This window comes from Peribacillus sp. NPDC076916 (assembly GCF_050269675.1).
GTDB lineage: Bacteria > Bacillota > Bacilli > Bacillales > DSM-1321 > Peribacillus > Peribacillus aracenensis.
The window spans coordinates 131869-149950 of the sequence record NZ_JBNNIU010000002.1 but is presented as its reverse complement, the minus strand read 5'-3'; the positions used below and the strand labels follow the sequence as shown (position 1 = coordinate 149950).

The 18082-nt window shown below is 36.5% G+C and carries 20 protein-coding genes and 1 pseudogene; 3 read left to right on the top strand and 18 right to left on the bottom strand.

The features are described 5' to 3' along the window. Positions 1-27 precede the first annotated feature (27 nt). From ACQKFG_RS05715 to comGD, 5 genes are all read right to left on the bottom strand, one after another. Positions 28-213 carry a YqzE family protein gene (locus ACQKFG_RS05715; RefSeq protein WP_063233067.1) on the bottom strand — a complete coding sequence of 62 codons (186 nt, stop codon included), beginning with the start codon at positions 211-213 and terminating at the stop codon, positions 28-30. A gap of 116 nt (positions 214-329) precedes the next feature. Next, positions 330-716: a competence type IV pilus minor pilin ComGG gene (comGG, locus tag ACQKFG_RS05710; protein WP_192205490.1), complete on the bottom strand. Its 387-nt coding sequence runs from the start codon at positions 714-716 to the stop codon at positions 330-332. Further along, positions 709-1188 (bottom strand): competence type IV pilus minor pilin ComGF, encoded by a 480-nt coding sequence (gene comGF, locus ACQKFG_RS05705; RefSeq protein WP_192208338.1) that lies wholly within the window; start codon positions 1186-1188, stop codon positions 709-711. Before comGF ends, comGG begins: the two co-directional genes overlap by 8 nt. Continuing rightward, a complete protein-coding gene (locus ACQKFG_RS05700) occupies positions 1136-1474 on the bottom strand; it encodes a hypothetical protein (RefSeq protein WP_192205492.1) in 339 nt (112 codons plus the stop codon). Before ACQKFG_RS05700 ends, comGF begins: the two co-directional genes overlap by 53 nt. Then, complete coding sequence (comGD, locus tag ACQKFG_RS05695) at positions 1461-1904, bottom strand: competence type IV pilus minor pilin ComGD (RefSeq protein WP_192205494.1); 444 nt, start codon at positions 1902-1904, stop codon at positions 1461-1463. Before comGD ends, ACQKFG_RS05700 begins: the two co-directional genes overlap by 14 nt. 294 nt (positions 1905-2198) lie before the next feature. Between comGD and ACQKFG_RS05690 the strand changes: the two genes are divergently transcribed. Continuing rightward, the gene (locus ACQKFG_RS05690; RefSeq protein WP_427556978.1) at positions 2199-3698 is read left to right on the top strand and encodes a recombinase family protein; all 1500 of its coding nucleotides are present in this window, start codon (positions 2199-2201) and stop codon (positions 3696-3698) included. On the opposite strand, the gene ACQKFG_RS05685 is transcribed toward ACQKFG_RS05690, so the two are convergent. From ACQKFG_RS05685 to ACQKFG_RS05655, 7 genes are all read right to left on the bottom strand, one after another. After that, positions 3695-4537 carry a hypothetical protein gene (locus ACQKFG_RS05685; RefSeq protein ID WP_427556975.1) on the bottom strand — a complete coding sequence of 281 codons (843 nt, stop codon included), beginning with the start codon at positions 4535-4537 and terminating at the stop codon, positions 3695-3697. The genes ACQKFG_RS05690 and ACQKFG_RS05685 overlap by 4 nt on opposite strands. A gap of 82 nt (positions 4538-4619) precedes the next feature. Continuing rightward, complete coding sequence (locus ACQKFG_RS05680) at positions 4620-4769, bottom strand: hypothetical protein (protein ID WP_427556972.1); 150 nt, start codon at positions 4767-4769, stop codon at positions 4620-4622. A gap of 184 nt (positions 4770-4953) precedes the next feature. Beyond that, positions 4954-5100, bottom strand: coding sequence for a hypothetical protein (locus tag ACQKFG_RS05675; protein ID WP_427556969.1), 147 nt, complete (start codon positions 5098-5100; stop codon positions 4954-4956). Positions 5101-5138: 38 nt separating this feature from the next. Next, positions 5139-5603, bottom strand: a complete 465-nt coding sequence (locus ACQKFG_RS05670) for a hypothetical protein (protein ID WP_427556966.1) — start codon at positions 5601-5603, stop codon at positions 5139-5141. A gap of 1 nt (position 5604) precedes the next feature. Beyond that, positions 5605-5937: a hypothetical protein gene (locus tag ACQKFG_RS05665; protein WP_427556963.1), complete on the bottom strand. Its 333-nt coding sequence runs from the start codon at positions 5935-5937 to the stop codon at positions 5605-5607. Between the two features lie 218 nt (positions 5938-6155). Beyond that, on the bottom strand, positions 6156-6800 hold the full coding sequence (locus tag ACQKFG_RS05660; RefSeq protein ID WP_427556960.1) for a hypothetical protein: 645 nt from the start codon (positions 6798-6800) through the stop codon (positions 6156-6158). Positions 6801-6855: 55 nt separating this feature from the next. Next, on the bottom strand, positions 6856-7845 hold the full coding sequence (locus ACQKFG_RS05655) for a hypothetical protein (RefSeq protein ID WP_427556958.1): 990 nt from the start codon (positions 7843-7845) through the stop codon (positions 6856-6858). Between the two features lie 927 nt (positions 7846-8772). On the opposite strand from ACQKFG_RS05655, the gene ACQKFG_RS05650 reads away from it, so the two are divergent. Together ACQKFG_RS05650 and ACQKFG_RS05645 are read left to right on the top strand one after the other, a co-directional pair. Then, a complete protein-coding gene (locus ACQKFG_RS05650; protein ID WP_427556955.1) occupies positions 8773-8910 on the top strand; it encodes a hypothetical protein in 138 nt (45 codons plus the stop codon). Positions 8911-9045: 135 nt separating this feature from the next. After that, on the top strand, positions 9046-9861 hold the full coding sequence (locus ACQKFG_RS05645; RefSeq protein WP_427556952.1) for a helix-turn-helix domain-containing protein: 816 nt from the start codon (positions 9046-9048) through the stop codon (positions 9859-9861). 2161 nt (positions 9862-12022) lie between these two features. On the opposite strand, the gene ACQKFG_RS05640 is transcribed toward ACQKFG_RS05645, so the two are convergent. From ACQKFG_RS05640 to comGA, 6 genes and pseudogenes are all read right to left on the bottom strand, one after another. After that, on the bottom strand, positions 12023-12217 hold the full coding sequence (locus ACQKFG_RS05640; protein WP_427556949.1) for a hypothetical protein: 195 nt from the start codon (positions 12215-12217) through the stop codon (positions 12023-12025). 363 nt (positions 12218-12580) lie between these two features. Next, a complete protein-coding gene (locus tag ACQKFG_RS05635) occupies positions 12581-13993 on the bottom strand; it encodes a type I restriction enzyme HsdR N-terminal domain-containing protein (RefSeq protein ID WP_427556946.1) in 1413 nt (470 codons plus the stop codon). Positions 13994-14125: 132 nt separating this feature from the next. Beyond that, complete coding sequence (locus ACQKFG_RS05630; RefSeq protein WP_427556943.1) at positions 14126-15256, bottom strand: SIR2 family protein; 1131 nt, start codon at positions 15254-15256, stop codon at positions 14126-14128. 429 nt (positions 15257-15685) lie between these two features. Next, positions 15686-15826, bottom strand: a pseudogene (locus tag ACQKFG_RS05625) (prepilin-type N-terminal cleavage/methylation domain-containing protein); the annotation flags it as partial. A gap of 89 nt (positions 15827-15915) precedes the next feature. Next, on the bottom strand, positions 15916-16950 hold the full coding sequence (comGB, locus tag ACQKFG_RS05620; RefSeq protein ID WP_427556940.1) for a competence type IV pilus assembly protein ComGB: 1035 nt from the start codon (positions 16948-16950) through the stop codon (positions 15916-15918). Continuing rightward, a complete protein-coding gene (comGA, locus tag ACQKFG_RS05615; RefSeq protein WP_349728552.1) occupies positions 16934-18010 on the bottom strand; it encodes a competence type IV pilus ATPase ComGA in 1077 nt (358 codons plus the stop codon). Before comGA ends, comGB begins: the two co-directional genes overlap by 17 nt. Positions 18011-18082: the final 72 nt, after the last annotated feature.

Genomic DNA, 18082 nt, shown 5'->3' with positions numbered 1-18082 from the left:
AGATGTCCTAAGTTCGGGACATCTGTTTCATTTTTTGATATTTTTCCTTACGAACATCGACAAAGCAAAAGGGACAATGCCAAACCAATGGGACATACCATGATTTTTATCCTCTTTTCTGTGACGGCGCTTTTCTTTTCGTTCTTTTTTCGTCAGATTAAAATACTCGACAAGCTGCTGCGTCAGATATTTAATATAAGCGTTTGTAGACATTTAAAATCATCACCCTAAGCAAAGTATGCCCGGTTTACGCCCCTTTTATTCCTTCGCATGTACCCTGAACACGTGAACCTGTCGCGTACCATTAAAAAAAAGTGTTGATTTTCGTATTACACAGCCTGCTTTTCCAACCATTCCTTCACTTGCCCAGCTTCTTTATCGTATTGAATGATGACCCTCCCTTCGCGATCATTTTTGGTCGTGGAAGAAAACTCGATATATACGTAAGGACCTTCTTGTTTCATCAAGGAATACCGCACCACACCATTGGGATATGAAATTTCCCCCTGGATGATTTTTGGAATCTCTTCGCCCCAATCTGCCGTCACATCCTTGATGGCTAGATGGACAAGGTGGTCGGCCACAAGCGATTCTTCCACTTCTTTATAAAACTTTTTATCAATGATAAACTGGTCTATCATTAGTATCGTGAACATGATGAAAACACTCGCTACAATCATGACCATCGGAAAAACGACTCCTTTTTGATTATTCATCGACTTTCGCAACATTCCTAATGAATGGGTGAAATCTTCGACTAAAAGTAGTCCCTGCTTTATCAGTTATATTTATTACAATGGCACCGCCATCCTTCTCAACCTGGAATTCAGAAATGTTCTGCAAGATGACCTCATGCCCCATTCCATTCACTCGTCTTCGGACCTTATCTTCATATTGTTCATACGATGATAATTGCTCACCTGAAAGCAAATATAATTTATTTCCCATTACATCCTGAACTTTGGAACTCCGGACCTCCTGCTTCATTTGCATGGTAAAGACCTCCCACTCTTTAGGATGCAATTTATCAACGAACCCCATTTGGGTGTGAATGATAGAAAAAAGCTGTAGAACAAAAAGGGACGTCGTCATTAAAATCATTAAAGAAAAAAGCATTTCGATCATCGTAAAGCCATCATTTTTTCGCAGCATCACAAATGGATTCCAGATTATCCGATTCATCTTCATAACGTACACACCCTTCAATCATTCCCGGGAAATCCCCATGGTCCTTCCAAACCAATTCATAGGATTTTTTTTTATAAATGATCTCCTGACCAACTGCTTCTATCTCCCCATCCATGAACGCCGTCAATCTTTCATATAATAAATGGTGGGCTTCTGTCCTTACGGCAATATCTTTCCGATCCATCAATAACTCTTCAAGAATTGGCAAAATGGCAAGGACCAAAAATATACAAACGGCAAAAGCGGCTATCAGCTCAAGGTAGACGTAACCTTTACAATTTCTCAATCCTGAACCTCCCTTTACCGATATTGAGGACCAGCTTGTACTTTCCCTTTGAGGTGTCAATCATAATCGTTCCTGCTTTTGAAGCATTTCCATACTGATTAAAATGAAAGCTGAACCCCAAAGTGCCACTTAAAAACTGTATATCCTTCGGTATGCTTCTCTCTAGGACGACCCCTTCCTTATATGACGAAACGGTATAAACCTTTTGGGTATTATCAATATGGAGGTAAATCAAGCTCTCATGACTGATGGCATACTGTTGTGCATAGAAAAGATCTTCATGGAATTGAGAAAGGAATAGCCTATTTTCCATTCCTTTTGTGAAGCTAGGATATAGATTAGGACCAATGGAAATCAGGAGTACAAAAATAGCGAGGACAATGAGGGTTTCAGATAGTGTATACCCCCCATTGGAATGCCGTATTTTCACTTCTCTCCTACTCAACGACCGTTACCTTTCCTTTACTATCCAAACTAATATCATCCCCATTAGGACAGGATGTCTGTTTGAGATAGCCTTGACTTTCCAATTCACCGATACTTCCGGGCAGTTTAGAATTGTCGATCTCATAAGCCTGTACCTGTGCTTGGGCCATCTTGTCAGTAAAACACAGTTCATCCTCCTATAAATGAATAGCTCTGACCCTGTCACAGTTTTAGAAAACACTCTTAATGTTAATAAGAGAGGACTATAAATCAGAGCATTAATGGAGGAGAATTCAAGATGGTACAAACAGCAACAAAGTTAAAGGTAGCTCTTTATGTGAGGAAATCTAGAGAGGAAGAAGGAGGAGCAGAGGAAACCCTCCATAACCAAAGGGAAACTTTAGTTAGAATAGCTGAGCAAAAAGGATACAGCTATGAATTATTTCAAGAGGTTGAGTCCTCAATAAATTGGAACAGACCTGAGTTAGTTAAGATGATTGCAGGAATAGAGGGAGGAAAATATGACAGGATATTAGTCAGCCACATTGACAGATTAGGGAGGGAGATAGGTCTCCTAGATGACATTAAAAAACTTTGTATTGAGCATGAAATAATCATTGAAACTCCTGACAATGAAATAAAGTTTGATGATGAAAATCAGGAACTACTTTTTGGATTTAGCTCAGTCTTGTCTGACTATGAATACAAAAGAATTAGACACAGATTAACTAAAGGAAAGTATGATGCTGTGGCAATTAAAAATAGATGGATTGGCTCTACTCCTCCATTAGGTTATACATGGGATAAGAATACAAAGCTGTTATATGTAAATCTTGAGGAAAAGAAAATAGTTAGAAAAATGGTTGAATTAGCTTTGTTGGGCTACTCCTCAAGACTTATTGCAGATAAGGTAAACAAGTTAGGATACAGGTCTAGAAAAGGCAATCAATTTAAAACAGACAGAGTATTAGGCATCCTACAAAATAGAGTTTATCTAGGGGAGTCAAAGTATAACTCTAAGAGGCTAAAAAAGGTAGCAGTTGCAAAAGATACTCATGAGGGAATAATAACTGAGCAGGAATTTAATCAGATACAGGCTCTCTTTACATCTAGGAGGAGTAAAGAAAATCTGCAATCCTTAGGTATTAAATCTCCTGTTAATAAGCTTTTAGTTTGTGGGGTTTGTGGAAAAGGGATGACCATACAACTTAATAATAAAGTCAGAAATACAGGGAGAAATTACTCTTTTTATCAGCTAAGACCTTGTAGACATCAGATTGACTTTGATACTAAATGCCATAATGGAGGAGTATCTATTTATAAAGTTGAAAATGCAGTCCTAGAGGCTTTAAAGCTGTACAAACAAGAGTTAAAGCAGGCCTTAGTAAGTCTGTTAGCTGAGGATACATCAGGTTTAGAGAATAGCCTAACATCTAATCTAGAAGGTCTTGAGGCAGACCTAGCTAAACAGGAGAGAAAAGCTAAGAGGCTGTTAGACCTGTATCTAGATGAGGAATTAGACAAGCAATCATATCAGCAGAAAAAACAGGCTTTTGAGGATATAATATCAGCTCTCAGAAATGAAATAAGCATTGTCAGCAATAAATTAGAAAGCATTGATGCCTCTACTCAAGCAGATAAAGTAAAAGGAATAATTGAGATGATTGATAACTTTGAGGAGATGGAGTTGGAGGAGCAAAATGCTACATTAAAGCTCATTATTTCAGGGATTGTCTTTACTAAAACTGCTGAAACAAATAATGAGCCTGTTATAGATATTAAGTGGAGAGAGTTTTAACACTCTCTCTTTTTTATTTTTATTCCACCCCTTACATCAATAAAGTAATCAGGATGGAGTTCTGTCTGAAATCTTACTGGACAATTAGCATTTCTTTCATCCTCAGGAATTTCAACAAAGAGTAAAGGAATATCCATTCCTGGTAATTTCTTAAGTAAAGATACTAATGAATTCTCAGATAATACCAATGCATTCTCTATAAATACTTCCATGTCAGCAAGGATAGGTGATTCTTTTTCATTATCTAACTGCCATGTTGGGGCTTTAAAGTAAGAAGACTCACCTCTATCAATTTCCTTTATGTTATTGATTGTTAGCTTGTGCCAACCATTAGGATGCTCCACAGCATTTCTCATAAAAATAAACTTTTTAATCCATGTATCATTGTCCTTTTTTAACATCCTATACAAATCATCTTTTTCCCCAAATTTCTTTTTAGCCCATTTATAAGCCTCATCATAATGAGCCTCAGAAAAATCCTCATTGTAAAATATTTTATAAATCTTTAATAAATCCCTTAATGTTGACTTAGCTTGATAAAGAAAATCCTCACACATGATTCTTAATTCTTTTACATTAGGAGTATATTTGAAATTTAATTCTGAAAATAAATTTTTGGTCTCATTAGCTTCATTTAATTCACTTTGTAACTTTGAATAAATTTCATAACAAGAAACAAGCCTTTCACATACCTTTATTCCCAAAAGCTCAAATATTTCATCCTTTTGCTTAGCTGTTAATGGAAAATTACTAATTAAGAAACCTGTTTGAAAACCAAGCCTAGCAAATATTGGATTGCTTTTGTCAACATCAAATGGTAGCTGCATTTCAATATCCATCCTTTTTCACCTCACCTAATTACAATTATATAACATTACTGAGAGCAATAATAAAAAAGGAAAAGCCTCATTGCTCCTCCTTCTAACTTGCAGATGTATTTACTTTTTGATTGTACAACTCAATCATTTTCTTTGCCCACATATCAAAGTTAGGTTTTCCATGTATCTTAACTGTTACCTTATCTTTTGTCTTAAAAGTAATAAGCTCTTTATTATTAGTCTGATATGTCATCCTGTATCTCTCCTTGTTTTTTTAACCCTATGCATTAACATTAGAAGTAATTTTTAAAACTGTGACAAATAGTCAAAAACCTTACATAACCATATTTAGAATAGGAGTGAAACTGTGACAGAGGACAAAAAAAGGAGGAGACAGCACTAGCCATCTCCTAAATACTTGCTATTAAGTTACTTACCTATTTACTCTGTTTAGCCATTTTGTGCTTAGCCAATCTATCAGCCTGAGCCTTAGACAATCCTGCACTAATTCTCATTAAAGGATGCTTACCCTTGTCTTTCTCTTTCTCAGAGCTATGATTAGCCTTTACATGTTTCTTATCCATTCCTTTTCCCCTCCTTATACAAAGAGAGACACTAGCTGTTAGTTAGCTACTGTCCCAATCCTCTTATAATGCTTTCTGATGTAGTTAGATACTGTACTTTGATTAGCTCCAAACTGCTTAGCAATCTGCCCATAGCTAAAGCCTTTCTCCCTCATCTCAATCCATTTAACAATGTCCTCAGGATTATACTTAGCAGTCTTTCTCTCTTTAGTGGGCTTATCCTTCTTAGCTTTAGGAGCATGGCTGTCTATCTCATCCTCTAAGATGCAAAGCCTCTCAAATAGCTCATCTGGTAGCTGTACAGCTTGAGTAGGCTTGTACTCAATCTTTTTAATGTGATTACCTGCAAAGACTGGATTAGGGAAAAGCCTAACAAACTCCCCATTAAGATTAAGACCTAGTTTCTCAGGAGTCCTAAGAGCCTCCATAGCCTTGTACAATAGGTCATCTAAGTAGTTCTCATATCTAATCTGTTCTTCTCTCTGTAGATTGCTCATAGCCATATTAAATCTCTCCTCTTATTTTTGTAGTAGTTACTGTTAAGGCTGTCCTTAGCATCTCAGGCTCTTTCTCTTTCATCTCCATAAAGACTATGTAAGCCTCAGGGGAAAACCTGCCTCTCAGGATAGCTGTAAGAGTTGCATGAGGCATAAATGGATAGTTAGCTTTAACCTCTGCAAAGCTGTTACCCTCCACAAAATGGCTGTACAGTAGCTCTCCTATCATCTGTCCTGAGTAGATTCCTGCTCCTGCCCTCATTAGCTTGTAAGTATTGACAGACCATACAGGAGCTGACTCTCCTGATACTTTGTATTGATTAAAATTAGGTTCAAACATGATAACCTCTCCTTTTATTTTTGTGAGTGCATAAAAAAAGAGAGGCATCAGCCTCCCTGCTTTACTGCTCCATTGAAAATACTTTGCTTGCAAATTTCACTAAAACTACTGCTGAAATAACCTGTAGTACAATCATGTGTAGACCCTCCCAGTAATTAGCTCTTTATCTCCCTGAGTCAGTCTCCCTGTTAAGCAGGTCTCTCTCCTCCTGCTGTTACTTACTTACTTTCAATCATTGCAATAGCTGAAATGACTCCTAGTGTACTGATGCTAAGTCTTACTCCCTTATGAGTTTGATTAGCTACATTCAAGCTGTGGGCTACTGACTCAAGTGCATAAACAAAGCCATTAAGCTCATTCTCTACAGTCTTTAGAGCCTTAACAATCTGAGCCTTATTGCTACCACTAATAACAGGGGTAACTGTCTCAATCATGCTGTAAATATCAGCACTTAAAGCATTTACTGCCTTATAACCCTCTGCTAGAGCATCCATTGTATCAGCCTTAGCCTTGCCTCCTAGACTTAACTGAGCTGATGCTACAGCTTTAATAGTCTCTTGCTTAGCCTCAATCTGTTTGTTAATCTCCATTACTTGACTGACAATATCAGAGGATACATTTAGCTTGTTAATGCCCATGCTAAGCTCTGTAATTTCAGCCTCAAGCATTCTGCTCTGTGCTGACATATTAGCTGATAGGGTATTGAAAGCCTCTACTGTTTCCTCTACCTTGTCTACTGCCTCCTGTGCCTTATCAAAGGTAGTAAGCTGAGCTTTAAACTCCTTAGTTAATACATCCTGTGCCTTAGCCTCAAGTCCTAGTAATGCCAATCCTGATACAAAGTTAAGTTGTAGTTTATTCATAAGTAATCAATCTCCCTTTAGTTTAGTTTTATAGTTTAGTTTTATAGTTTAATTCCTAAGTTTTTAAACATTCTTGCATCTCTTCTGCTGTAGTAAGCAGTACCTGTAGCTCCTCCTCATACTTACTAGCTCTAAGCTCTACATCTACCTTGTCTAGCTCAGGAGGTTTTACTACTGGCTTAATGTCCTGCCTATTAGCTTTTGCTTTCTCATACTCCTCTGCACCTCTTGTAGCTCCATGCTCCATTACATAAAGGTCTAACATCATCTCATCTAATGTCTTATCAGACTTTCTAGGAGTAAAATCACCCTCTGCATATCTCCTAACCTCATACTTATCAAATACCTCAGGGATGTCTTTCTCAATTCTGTCCACTCTTACAGCAGTAGCTAATAGCTCTAGGTCTGGATGCTCTACATTATTCATCATTGAAAGATGTACAGCTCCCCAATACATAAGCTCTTGCTTAAAGCTCTCATCCTCTAAAGAGCTGTTTACAAAGTTCTGAGCATTGTCTTTACTGCCCTTAGCTCCTCTGTAAATCAGGCTACTGGATTCTGTCATCAAGCCCAATGTCCTAGTATTCATAAATTGCTTTAACATACCTACCTGAGCTTTAATCCAGTACCTCAATGTCTTAGCTTTAGCCTCTTGGAGATTAAGTACCTCTGTAGCTGTTAGCCCTGTAAAGTTTAAGAAAAACTCCCACTCTCTGACTGAGGCATCTTTGCTAGTAGCTTTCTTAAAGACATTCTCAACAAATTTATCAATCTGCTCCTCACTCAATACCCTTGTATTTAGCTTAGAATAGTCAATCTCTGTTTCTATCTCAGCTTGTAGCTCTGTAAGCCTTGCCTCATACTCCTCTTTGTTGTTGCTAATGTACTGTCTTAGACTTCTATCATTAATGCCTAAGATACTAGCTACATCTTTCTGCAATGCTCCATATCTAGCCTTAACCTCTGCAAAGGCAAGGGCTACATCTAGCTGAGCTGTAGGAGCTTTTTCTCTCAAATACTCCTCAATCAATTGCTTGTTATTCATCTGCTGTATCTCCTCTACTTAATACTTTTGGTTATGTTCTTTTCCTGTCAGGTGACTCTTTCTCATATAAAAAACACATTATTAGGGATAATGTTAGAAGGGCAAAGGCATTTACTAGGACAGGTAATCCAGTAACCTCTGCCACCCCTTTCCACCTTATAGTTTAGGTAATGTAGGCTGATTAAAGTAAAATTTGAAAAAAACTTTAATTAATTTTAAAAAACTTTCTAGACAAACAAAAATAGCCCTCCCATAGTCTTAGCCTTAGCCAAAACATAGGGAGAGCATATCCTTATCTATTTTATTGTCCTATCTCTACATTAGAATCTTATATCTTTACAATGATGTTGCCTGAGCTTGCTCAGCATCTCTTATAACAGACTTATCCTTAAACCTTTACATCTTTAATAACTTTACTGTATGTATTTCTATTACTATATTTCTATATCAGTTAAAGCAGTTATAACAGTTTATACAGTTTATTAAGGATTCCCACTACTAGTTCACTTGTCAGACTTGAATTAAAGTACAAAATACCAAGTAATTTTTACCAGTGCCTCAAACCATTGGTATGACTGAGTTTCTAGCTCAAAGTTTTTTTAAGTTTTTGGCTTCAGATACTTTAAAATTTAGCAGACTTTTTTAAATCTACTCTAAGTATGTTACTCAGGCTGATACACAGGAGCATACTTTGACTCTCTACCTGAGCTACCCTGACTCCCTCTCTTACCCTCTGAGTAATCATCTGCCTTTCCATCTGCCCTAAAGGATAGAGATAGCCTCCCTGCTGTTGTATGCATTTCCTTAAAGTTTTTTAAATAATTGTCACAGTTTACTTGTTTTCTCTACCCACAGCTAAGCTATAAGTGTAAGGAATTGTAGGCTGCTTTAATACAATTCACATAACAATAGAGAGGATGATGGGCTATGAAACCAATGCAATTTTATGAGGATTATAAAGCAGGTTATCAGGAGTGGAAAAAGGATAGAGCAGAAAAGCATGAGCAGACAAAGGCACTAAGAAAAGCTAAGGCTACTCAGACCAAACCACTAAAGCAAAATTAGACAGTTATGAAAAACTTAACATTAAAGTATTTATAGTATCTAAAGTATTGAAAGTATAGAAAGAGCCTCTCTACATAAGAGGTCAATGGATATTGTCAAATAACAACAATAATGAGATAAGGGAGATAAATTAAAATGACAACTATTAAAAACACTATTCCTAAGGATGTAATAGAAAAGGGCAAAGCAATCATTAGAAAGCAATTAAAAGAGGAGGGCTTAACTAAACAGCCTCCTGTACTGACTATCAATGTTAAAGAGCAGTATGATGCAGATAATGATGAGATGTTTAAGACTGGAGCTGTAAGCATTGACTTAGACTTTATCAGAGATGGAGGTCTACAGGTGCTACAGCCTACAGCATTAAAGATACTCCTTGCTATTGCATCTCATGCTGATAAAGATGGCTTTACCTTTGTTAGTCAGCAGACAATAGCTGAGGAGGTAGGGCTAAGGAGCAGACAGCAGGTAGCTCAGAGGATTAATGAGGACTTGAAAGACATTAAGGTAGGAGGCAAAGTCTTACTAAAGTCTGTAATGCTTAATAAGCCTGATGGTAAAAGGTTCTGCCTGTACCATATTGTTAATTGTAAGGTAGTACAAGATACTTATAATCCTGATATGGATGAGCAGTATGATGATGATTACAGCTTAGATGTAGAGGATGCAGAGGATACAGCAGTAGTAGTAGAGGTACAAAATGTAGAGCCTGAGGCAATTGAGCCTGAGGCTTTTATTATGCCTGAGAAAGCAGTAGAGACAGCTCCTGAGGCTGTAGTAGCTCCTGCTAAGCCAGTGTTAAACATTGTAGAGCAGATTAGGGCAGAGGCTAAGGAAAAGGCTAAAGACAGCTCCTTAAATGAGAGACAAAAGCATAATGTAGGCATTGATGCAGATAATGAGGCTGTAGATGTATTGTTTGACAGCTTACTTGCCCAGACAGCTTACTAGAATAAGTTACCATTTAATAATTCAATTGGATACTTTAAAGGCTACAATACAGCAGGATAAGAGTATGTAGGGATGAAATACTCCCTCCTCTCAGGTGTAGTATGTTGTGGTTGCTTTTAATGTGTAGATTGAAAGTAATTAGCTCTTAAAGTAGAAAGGGGTTGAGTCCTTGAGGCTCTCTCCCTTCCTTCTCTCTTTTAGAGTGACAAATTTAATACTTTTGTTTGGGTTCTTTTAAGATACTCAATTAGGGATATGTCTAGTCTGCTGATGCAGGTTAGGCACTTTTTTTTGCTCTTTTTTCCCTGACTTGTGAGGTAAATTACCCTTTTTACTTTTGGGGAGGACAGTATAGACAGTTAATAGCCAGTATAGAGACAGATAATGTAGAGAGACATGCTTGAGAAAGGCTCTAGGAGACAATTAGATTAACATTAGTAAGGTATAGGGTAGTTAATTAGCTTGTAGGGAGGCTGTAGGGAGCAGGTAGGATGCTGATTAGGACAAATATAGTGCTGTAAGTTGCTGATAGGTAGCTGATTAAGGCTTAAAAGTCCATAAAATGAGCCTTGTACATTCCTGTCCTATCAGCAAATACTTTAGCAGGATGCAGTGTTAAAGAGTCTGCAAGCCTTGTCCTGACAGCATTTAAGCTACATCCTCTGCCCTTATCCTCCTCTTATATACAGGATATGAGCAGATATTGAGCCTATTACTGCCTACTTCCTGCTAATATGGACTGTTTAGGAAGGAAATAAGGCAGGTAGCTACTTATATAAAGCTGTTTGACAAACTAGACAAACTATGCATCCTCCTGTAGTTTATGCATTATTGTACCCTTTCACAAACTTTCTGAGCAGTTACAAGAGGCTGAAAACATTGATTCAATAGGCTTTGTATAGAATCCTGTATAACTAATAATTATTGGTACTTTGTGAAAGCCTGATATAACAAGGTTTATGCAAGTTACCAACTTCCTACAACTGTGATTATGTAAACCAATTATGTATATACAATTCATCAAACTGCATAGATAGGGGTAGGCTCAAATAGTAGCAGGGCAGTTAATGTAGCAGGTAGGGCTCTCAGCCATAGGAGCAGGGTTACTACCTGTAGGGACTACATAGGGATACTGAGAGGAGGCAGGTACAAGCAGGATGCAACACTGTCCTACTACATTGTCCTACCCATAGCATGAGCCTAGCCTCACAGTAGTATGAGCCAAGCCTTAACTATAACCTGACTAATGCTGTAGATAGATTGTAGATAGATACTGCTAAGAATTGTACTGCTACTGATTGTACTGATAAGCAAAGCCCTCAGCATAGCCTACATTGTACAGTAGTCATAGCCTTAGACTTATTTAGTATGTCTTGATATTATGACAGCTTAGAGCTAAGATGTGAAAGCCTCAGCACTATTGACAAGCTATTACTAATATGTATTGTAATGCTAAGCTGTTACTACTGATGATACAAAGCTGATACATAGTTAGTACATACTGCCAAGCAAGCATAATACTTAGTCATTGTCAAGGGAAAGTTTAAGGGATTTTTGACAGGGATACCATGGGGAGGCACTGGCAGGAGAGGCAGGGAGAGGCAAACAAGATATAGCTATTCCTTTTTTTCACAATCAGGAGGACTCTACATGATACCTTACTGCTACTACACAGCCTAAGGACAGGCACAGGACAGGCTTAGCATTTCTAGTATAGTACCTAACCTCTACATCTCTCCTACAGCCCTACCTAGAGCCTATTAGACAGTTATGAAAAACCTAACATTAAAGTATATATAGTATATAAAGTATCTATAGTATTGAAAGTATAGAAAGAGCATCATTTGGGACAAAGCATAGCATTATTATTGTTGAGTGTTACAAAGATATATAAGTAAATACAGTTAGTAAAATAAGAATACCCTCCTTTTAAAATGGGCAAAGTCTTATAAATTTTTGTTATCCTATTTTGTAGAATCAGGAGGAAGACTACTCTGTAAGAAGGCAAACAAAAAGAGCTATAGCATCAAACTACAGCCCTTTAAAGTCATCTGTATTGACCTCTATCAGTATCAGACTAGCTCCTCAGGTATCTTATTAATCTCTTTAGGACTGGATGGAGCAGGTATGGTATCATTATCCTCCTCAGATACTACTACAGCTAATCATTACCTTTATTTCTACCCTGCCCAAACTCCCTCTTTAACTTCTCTCTCTGCTCATTAACCTCTATTGTCAGCCTCATTACTTTCTCTGTATAAGTCTGCTTAGTTATTACTCCCTCAGACCAAAGCCTCCTAAGCTCCAGCACCTTAACATCTAGTTTATCTAGCAAGTCTGCTCCCACAATAGTCATTATATAACCTCCTTACTATTGACATTATAGGAGGTGAGGTACATAAAAGAGGGCAAAGCATTCAGCCTCAGTTCCCTCTAATTATCTCACCATTTGCTTTTATCCTTGTACCTTTAGGATACTTTTTAAATTCTTCTAACCTACCATCATGTTTTAATTCCCATATAAGAGGTTTAATTGTTCTGCCCTCAATCCTGAATCAGATAATATTCACCATATTACAAAGGATAAATATATGTCAATGTATTCCAGTATACTGAAACTCCTGTCCTGATATAAAAAAGAGCTTCATCAGCTCCTTTAACACTTACCTCTTTTATCCCATTCTGAATTTAAGAGAACAAGATTATATGTCTTTTATCATTAATAAAGAAACTTTTGGAAGGGATGAGATTTTTTGATTTTTCTTTCTCTTGATTTTACACTTTCAATAATTTCTTCATATGAGATTAATTTAGTTATGCTAATTAAATCTGCACCAGTTATATAAACAATTTCTTCAAGTGGGTAATTATTCTTAAAAAGTTGAACAATCAAGAATCCTCTTATATAGGCTGGATTTAATAACTTCCAACTAGGATTACCTTCATCAATATATTTTAGAATATCAAAGATATAGTTTACCTGACTTTCTGATACAGGATTGTAGTCTTTTCTATATTTACAATAGAAAAAGTGATTTCCTTTGGCTTTATTTCTCTTGTTATGGTCTAACAATTCTTTTAATAAATTTAGAATTTTTTGAGGTATTAACAGTTCTCTATTACCCAAGTTGAGCTTATCTTTCTTGATATTGTCAAATGTGAGACTCATGAGAGTAGACCTATCAAACCCATAACATAAACATAATAAGAACATGACCTTATTTCTTATAGCATCTTTTTTACCCTCATAGAAATTCAAAATCATTTCAATGTTTTCATCATCTAGTATTTCATCCTTAACAGAGCTTATTCTTTCAATATTCATCCTTTTAAGCAATTCATTTCTCTCTTCATTAAAATTATGTGATTCTATTTGTAATGTTTGAAAAAATGACCTGATATGAGAATATTTATTGTCAAATGTTTCAGCAGAAAATAACTTTTTACCTTTGTCTTTTGCATTCTTAACTTCCATCTCATGATATAAAAATTCCTCAAACTCTTCCAGTCTTATTAAACTTAATGGTCTGTACTTTCTTAAATTAGAGGAATAGTATTTAAAAAAACCATTGAGAGTGCTTTTGTAATTATTCCAGCTACTACCTCCATCTGGATATTTAAGTGCTTTGAATTGTGCAATATCCCCAAAATACTTTGTTATTTCTTTATCAAAAAGGTATTCTTTACTGAAATACTGGATTAAATCCTTTTGCTTATGATTAAAAATGTCTATATTAAAGACTATTCTATCAAGATTGCTCCCTCTATCTTTATTAGGTATAGGCTCTATCTTCCTATTGAATAAAATATAATTTCTTCCATTAGTCAATATTCCCCACTCATAGCCAGTGTTTGAAAGATAATCTGCTAATTGTGACTGCTCTTTTTCAGTTAATTTATTGCTAGAGGCTTTAACCTCAACTAACAAATACCTTTTATCATCAACTTTTACTGCTATATCAATTCTGCCATCTTTATAATGTTTAGACTGTTCATAATTAAACTCATTTGAATCATACCCTAGCATCTCTAAAAATTTTACAACTACTTTATTCTGTATGTTTGCCTCACTGGTATCTTTATTCCTATTGTACATTTCTTTAATAAAGTTTATGTCTAATTCTTTAGTCATGTTCTCCCCCTAAATATTCCAATTCAAATATATTTTAATGCAGAATACAAAAAAGGTAAACATTTCTTTTTTTTCAATTGAGATACAGCACTTTTTTAATTAAATTATGACAAAAAAAAGAGGCATTCAGCCTCATAAAATAGATTCTTTTGCTTTTATACTGTTAGCTCCACCAAATAAAATATTTTCACTATCTATTTGAAAATAATCCTTTCTGGGTATCTTTAAGGCTTTATTTACTCTTGTTACAAACTCTAATTTAGATGCCTCATCATTAGCATAGTCTACAATTACTATTTTAAAAGGCTTAGGGTTTTCTTTTCTTCTAGCAATTTCACATCTGTTTGAAATTGCTTTATTTATGTGTTCATCTCTAAAACTATAGCCAATGATATATAACTCATCACAGATATAATCCTCAATAACCATGCTTTTCTTAAATTCATTGTAGTAGAAATGAAATGGATTTTGTTGCACTTTTAGACTTTTTCCCCCACCAGTTACTATTGAGGGTACAACACCTTTATCAAAAATATTTTCATACAAATTACTGCTCCTTAAAGACTCAGTAGTTATCTTAAAAAGCCTGCCAGTTTTTATATCCTTAAAAGAGGACAATGAGCCATGTAAGTGATGTAGCCTTACATTGTTAGCATAATTTATAGGATGAAACTGTTTACTTCTATCTGGGTCAAAATAATACTGTAAGCCATTATCAATGGCATCCCATTTCTTACCTGTAAAATGAAAATCTGCAAATTTATCTTTGGGGTAATATGTCAGCAAAATTGTTTCTAAAAGCAAATCAAAATTCAGGGTAAATAAATCTATTTTTTCTGATGTATCTATTGTATCAACTAACCAATCAACAAAGGGTTGCAACTTATCTGAGATGTCTTTTTGCCTAACATTATCAATTATTAAATCAAGAATAGATGATGTATATTGATGAATCATTGTTTGTATTGCTTGAATATGATGCTCAAATTCACTGTTATTTAATTTATAAGCATCTAAAAAGTTCTTACCTTTTTCCCCCACTAAAAACCCATTATAATGTGCCAATGAATCATAAACTTGTTCAATGGAGGCAATAGCTTCCTCAAAATCTAACTGTGAATAATTATCTTTCATGTGATGTTTAATAAACTCTCTGTGACTCTCATCTAACCTATCAAAAAATCTTTCTGTAATGGACTTTAAGCTAAAATCAGAATTTAATGCTACTGATAATCCATTACCTGTTAAGACAACTCTTTTCATGAAATATCCCCCTTTATGAAAGACTGACTATTCTTTTTATAATACCAAATTTTTCAATTAATGTTTAGAAAAAACAGATAAAATGATATTTTTATTTCCAGTAATTCCCCTTATATATAAAGTGTATAAAATGATGTAGTACAACCAGTATCAATATATCTAAACAAAAATTTTGCATCATCATTATCTTTGTATTGAATTGAAATCAGGTCAGGCTCTTGAAATGAATGACAGACAGGACACTTAATAGGGAGAGAGTAGAGGTTAATCAGAGGAGTTTTTTACCTGTATCAGTTACTAAGTAATTTACTTTTTCCTTATTCAACTTTTCATCTATAACACCTTCCTAGTTTTTGTTATTAACCTTGACCAATGCTGAAAACCCTTGTAGAATCAGCTTTGTAAAGAGGATGAACTGTAATTACTCCTTTTCACGAATGCTTCACATCCTTTAGACTGGATCGTTGATTGGTTCTTCGTGATATTGGGGATCGTTATAATCAAAAGGATGGATATTACCAGTAAAACAATAAGCATTTCAATTAGTGTAAAACCATGTTCATTCATCATTTTCTTCAACATATCATCATGCTCCTGAAACCATCTGAATACCGGATGACCTTCGAGCATTTTCACCTCCGGAATACAAAAATGAAATCCTATATACCTTCGAGCAGTGAGAACATCGGCAGCAAAACTGCCAAATAAATGGATACGATCAAAAGACCTATAAGTGAAAACATAAGAGGCTGAATGATTTTCAAGATTGCATTCATCCTCTCTTCAATTTTCTCCAGTAAAAAACGACTGTAATGAAGCAGCTCCGCATCAAGTCTGCCGTATTTTTGACCATTTGCAGCGACCACCGGTAAATTCCCATCAAAATATGGGAGCTCACGGAAAATCATTTCAAGTGATCTGCCCTCGATCAAATCATCCTTAATGATATTGCATAGTTTTTGATAAAAAGGCTGCTGTTGATTTATCGAGAATAATTTGATGCTATCGTTTATCGATAGCCCTCCGGAAAGTAAGCCACTGAATTGGCTAGCAAAAAAATAAGTTTCGTATAATTTGATGAAGGTCCCGAATATCGGAATCCCCATCAAAATCCTTCGCTGCCTTAATGGGCACAATCCGTTAAACCAAAATCGTTTGAGTACATACAAGAATAGGAGCAATCCGAGTAAAAAGAAGGGGAGTGCTGGAAGAATGAATGTGGAGGCTGTCATTAATTTTAAGAGTGCGTGCTGATCGACATCCATCGTGAAATAGATTGTCTGGAATTTGGGAAGGAGAACACTCTGAAGAATATAAAAAACGATGCTTACAAAAAAGACTAAGAATACGGGATACACCATTAACTTTTTTACTTTATCCATATCCTCGGTTCTTTTCTTCCAATATCGCCCTCCTTCTTTCAACGCCCGCTCCAGGTCGCCATATTGTTCTCCATAATATATATAACTTACAAGCTGCGGATGAAAACCAAGATGGGTCAGCACCATGTGCAACGGGTAACCATTCCTTAAATCGGCTTTAGCCTGAGTGAAGTCTTCCGCTTTCTTCTTTGATTCCTGAAACTCAAGAAAATGTAAAGCATCCGCCAAAGGATAACCATGATTCAATAATTCACCTAGCTTCGAAATAAAGACTGCCTGTTCTTTTACCTTCCATTTACTTTTTGGTTTCATCATATACCAGCCGTTCATATTCCTCGGAATCCACATAGCCCATCGCAACCGCTTTTCCGATTTCATCCTTCAATTGGCGGTAGCTGACCGTTGCCTTTCCTTTTTCATCTCCCATTATCCCGAGAACCTCAGCTAGGCTTTTTCCATATAGCAATTCATATACACTTGCCCTTTTATTCCTGGCAGTCATTTTGCAAGGTAAAGCACAGTCCCCTTTACATGGAGGACATCGCAATTCAACCAGCCGCTGTGCTGTCACGCCAATCAAACTCTGCTCAACCTCAAGCAAGCTGACACCAAATTCCAGTAACCTGGAGATGGCGCCCTGGGCGTCCCTTGTATGCATGGTTGTAAGTACCAAATGACCGGTCAATGCGGCACGCACTGCGATCTTGGCGGTTTCTGCATCCCTGACTTCCCCAACCATGATCACGTCTGGGTCATGCCTCAGAACAGCTTTTAGACCGACAGAATACGTAATGCCCGCCTTTTCATTGATTTGGACCTGCAATACCTTTTCGGATACATTTTCAATGGGATCTTCAAGTGTAATAATATTTCGATTGATCATCTCATTGGCATGGTGAAGCAAGGAATATAGTGTCGTGGTTTTTCCACTGCCAGTCGGGCCGGTAAATATGAGCATGCCATGGGAATGCTTCAGGAGCGCAATCAATCTTTGAACGGTGCTTGGAAATAAGGATAACTGTTCTAGAGGAAGGATATTCTGTTGGGGGATTAAGCGGATGACCAAACTTTCGAGATGGGCAGTGGGTAAAGTGGAAAGGCGGAGTCCGACCACCTGGTTGGCCAAATGGATGGTGATGGCACCACTTTGGGGCCTCCTTTTCTCCCCTATATCCATCGAGGCAAGGAACTTCAAATGAGCGATCAGCCTCTCTGCTTCAAAGAATGATAAGGTTTCCTTTGGAACAAGCTTATTGTCTATCCTGAATTGGATGAGAGGTCCCTCCCTTCGAAAAAAAATGTGGATATCCGATGCCGATTCCTGGACAGCACGGGTCAATATTTTTTCTGCGGTCTTTTCAATCGATATCAATTCATTCATCACCTCCTATGATTCTTGTTGTATGGATTCGACAATCCACGACAAATTCCTGCTTCAAAAAAA

Bases quoted from the DNA above. Each gene is read 5' to 3' on its own strand.
- ACQKFG_RS05715 (WP_063233067.1), bottom strand. From the start codon at position 213: ATGTCTACAAACGCTTATATTAAATATCTGACGCAGCAGCTTGTCGAG.
- comGG (WP_192205490.1), bottom strand. From the start codon at position 716: ATGAATAATCAAAAAGGAGTCGTTTTTCCGATGGTCATGATTGTAGCG.
- comGF (WP_192208338.1), bottom strand. From the start codon at position 1,188: ATGAAGATGAATCGGATAATCTGGAATCCATTTGTGATGCTGCGAAAA.
- ACQKFG_RS05690 (WP_427556978.1), top strand. From the start codon at position 2,199: ATGGTACAAACAGCAACAAAGTTAAAGGTAGCTCTTTATGTGAGGAAA.
- ACQKFG_RS05685 (WP_427556975.1), bottom strand. From the start codon at position 4,537: ATGGATATTGAAATGCAGCTACCATTTGATGTTGACAAAAGCAATCCA.
- ACQKFG_RS05680 (WP_427556972.1), bottom strand. From the start codon at position 4,769: ATGACATATCAGACTAATAATAAAGAGCTTATTACTTTTAAGACAAAA.
- ACQKFG_RS05675 (WP_427556969.1), bottom strand. From the start codon at position 5,100: ATGGATAAGAAACATGTAAAGGCTAATCATAGCTCTGAGAAAGAGAAA.
- ACQKFG_RS05670 (WP_427556966.1), bottom strand. From the start codon at position 5,603: ATGGCTATGAGCAATCTACAGAGAGAAGAACAGATTAGATATGAGAAC.
- ACQKFG_RS05665 (WP_427556963.1), bottom strand. From the start codon at position 5,937: ATGTTTGAACCTAATTTTAATCAATACAAAGTATCAGGAGAGTCAGCT.
- ACQKFG_RS05660 (WP_427556960.1), bottom strand. From the start codon at position 6,800: ATGAATAAACTACAACTTAACTTTGTATCAGGATTGGCATTACTAGGA.
- ACQKFG_RS05655 (WP_427556958.1), bottom strand. From the start codon at position 7,845: ATGAATAACAAGCAATTGATTGAGGAGTATTTGAGAGAAAAAGCTCCT.
- ACQKFG_RS05650 (WP_427556955.1), top strand. From the start codon at position 8,773: ATGAAACCAATGCAATTTTATGAGGATTATAAAGCAGGTTATCAGGAG.
- ACQKFG_RS05645 (WP_427556952.1), top strand. From the start codon at position 9,046: ATGACAACTATTAAAAACACTATTCCTAAGGATGTAATAGAAAAGGGC.
- ACQKFG_RS05640 (WP_427556949.1), bottom strand. From the start codon at position 12,217: ATGACTATTGTGGGAGCAGACTTGCTAGATAAACTAGATGTTAAGGTG.
- ACQKFG_RS05635 (WP_427556946.1), bottom strand. From the start codon at position 13,993: ATGACTAAAGAATTAGACATAAACTTTATTAAAGAAATGTACAATAGG.
- ACQKFG_RS05630 (WP_427556943.1), bottom strand. From the start codon at position 15,256: ATGAAAAGAGTTGTCTTAACAGGTAATGGATTATCAGTAGCATTAAAT.
- comGB (WP_427556940.1), bottom strand. From the start codon at position 16,950: ATGAAACCAAAAAGTAAATGGAAGGTAAAAGAACAGGCAGTCTTTATT.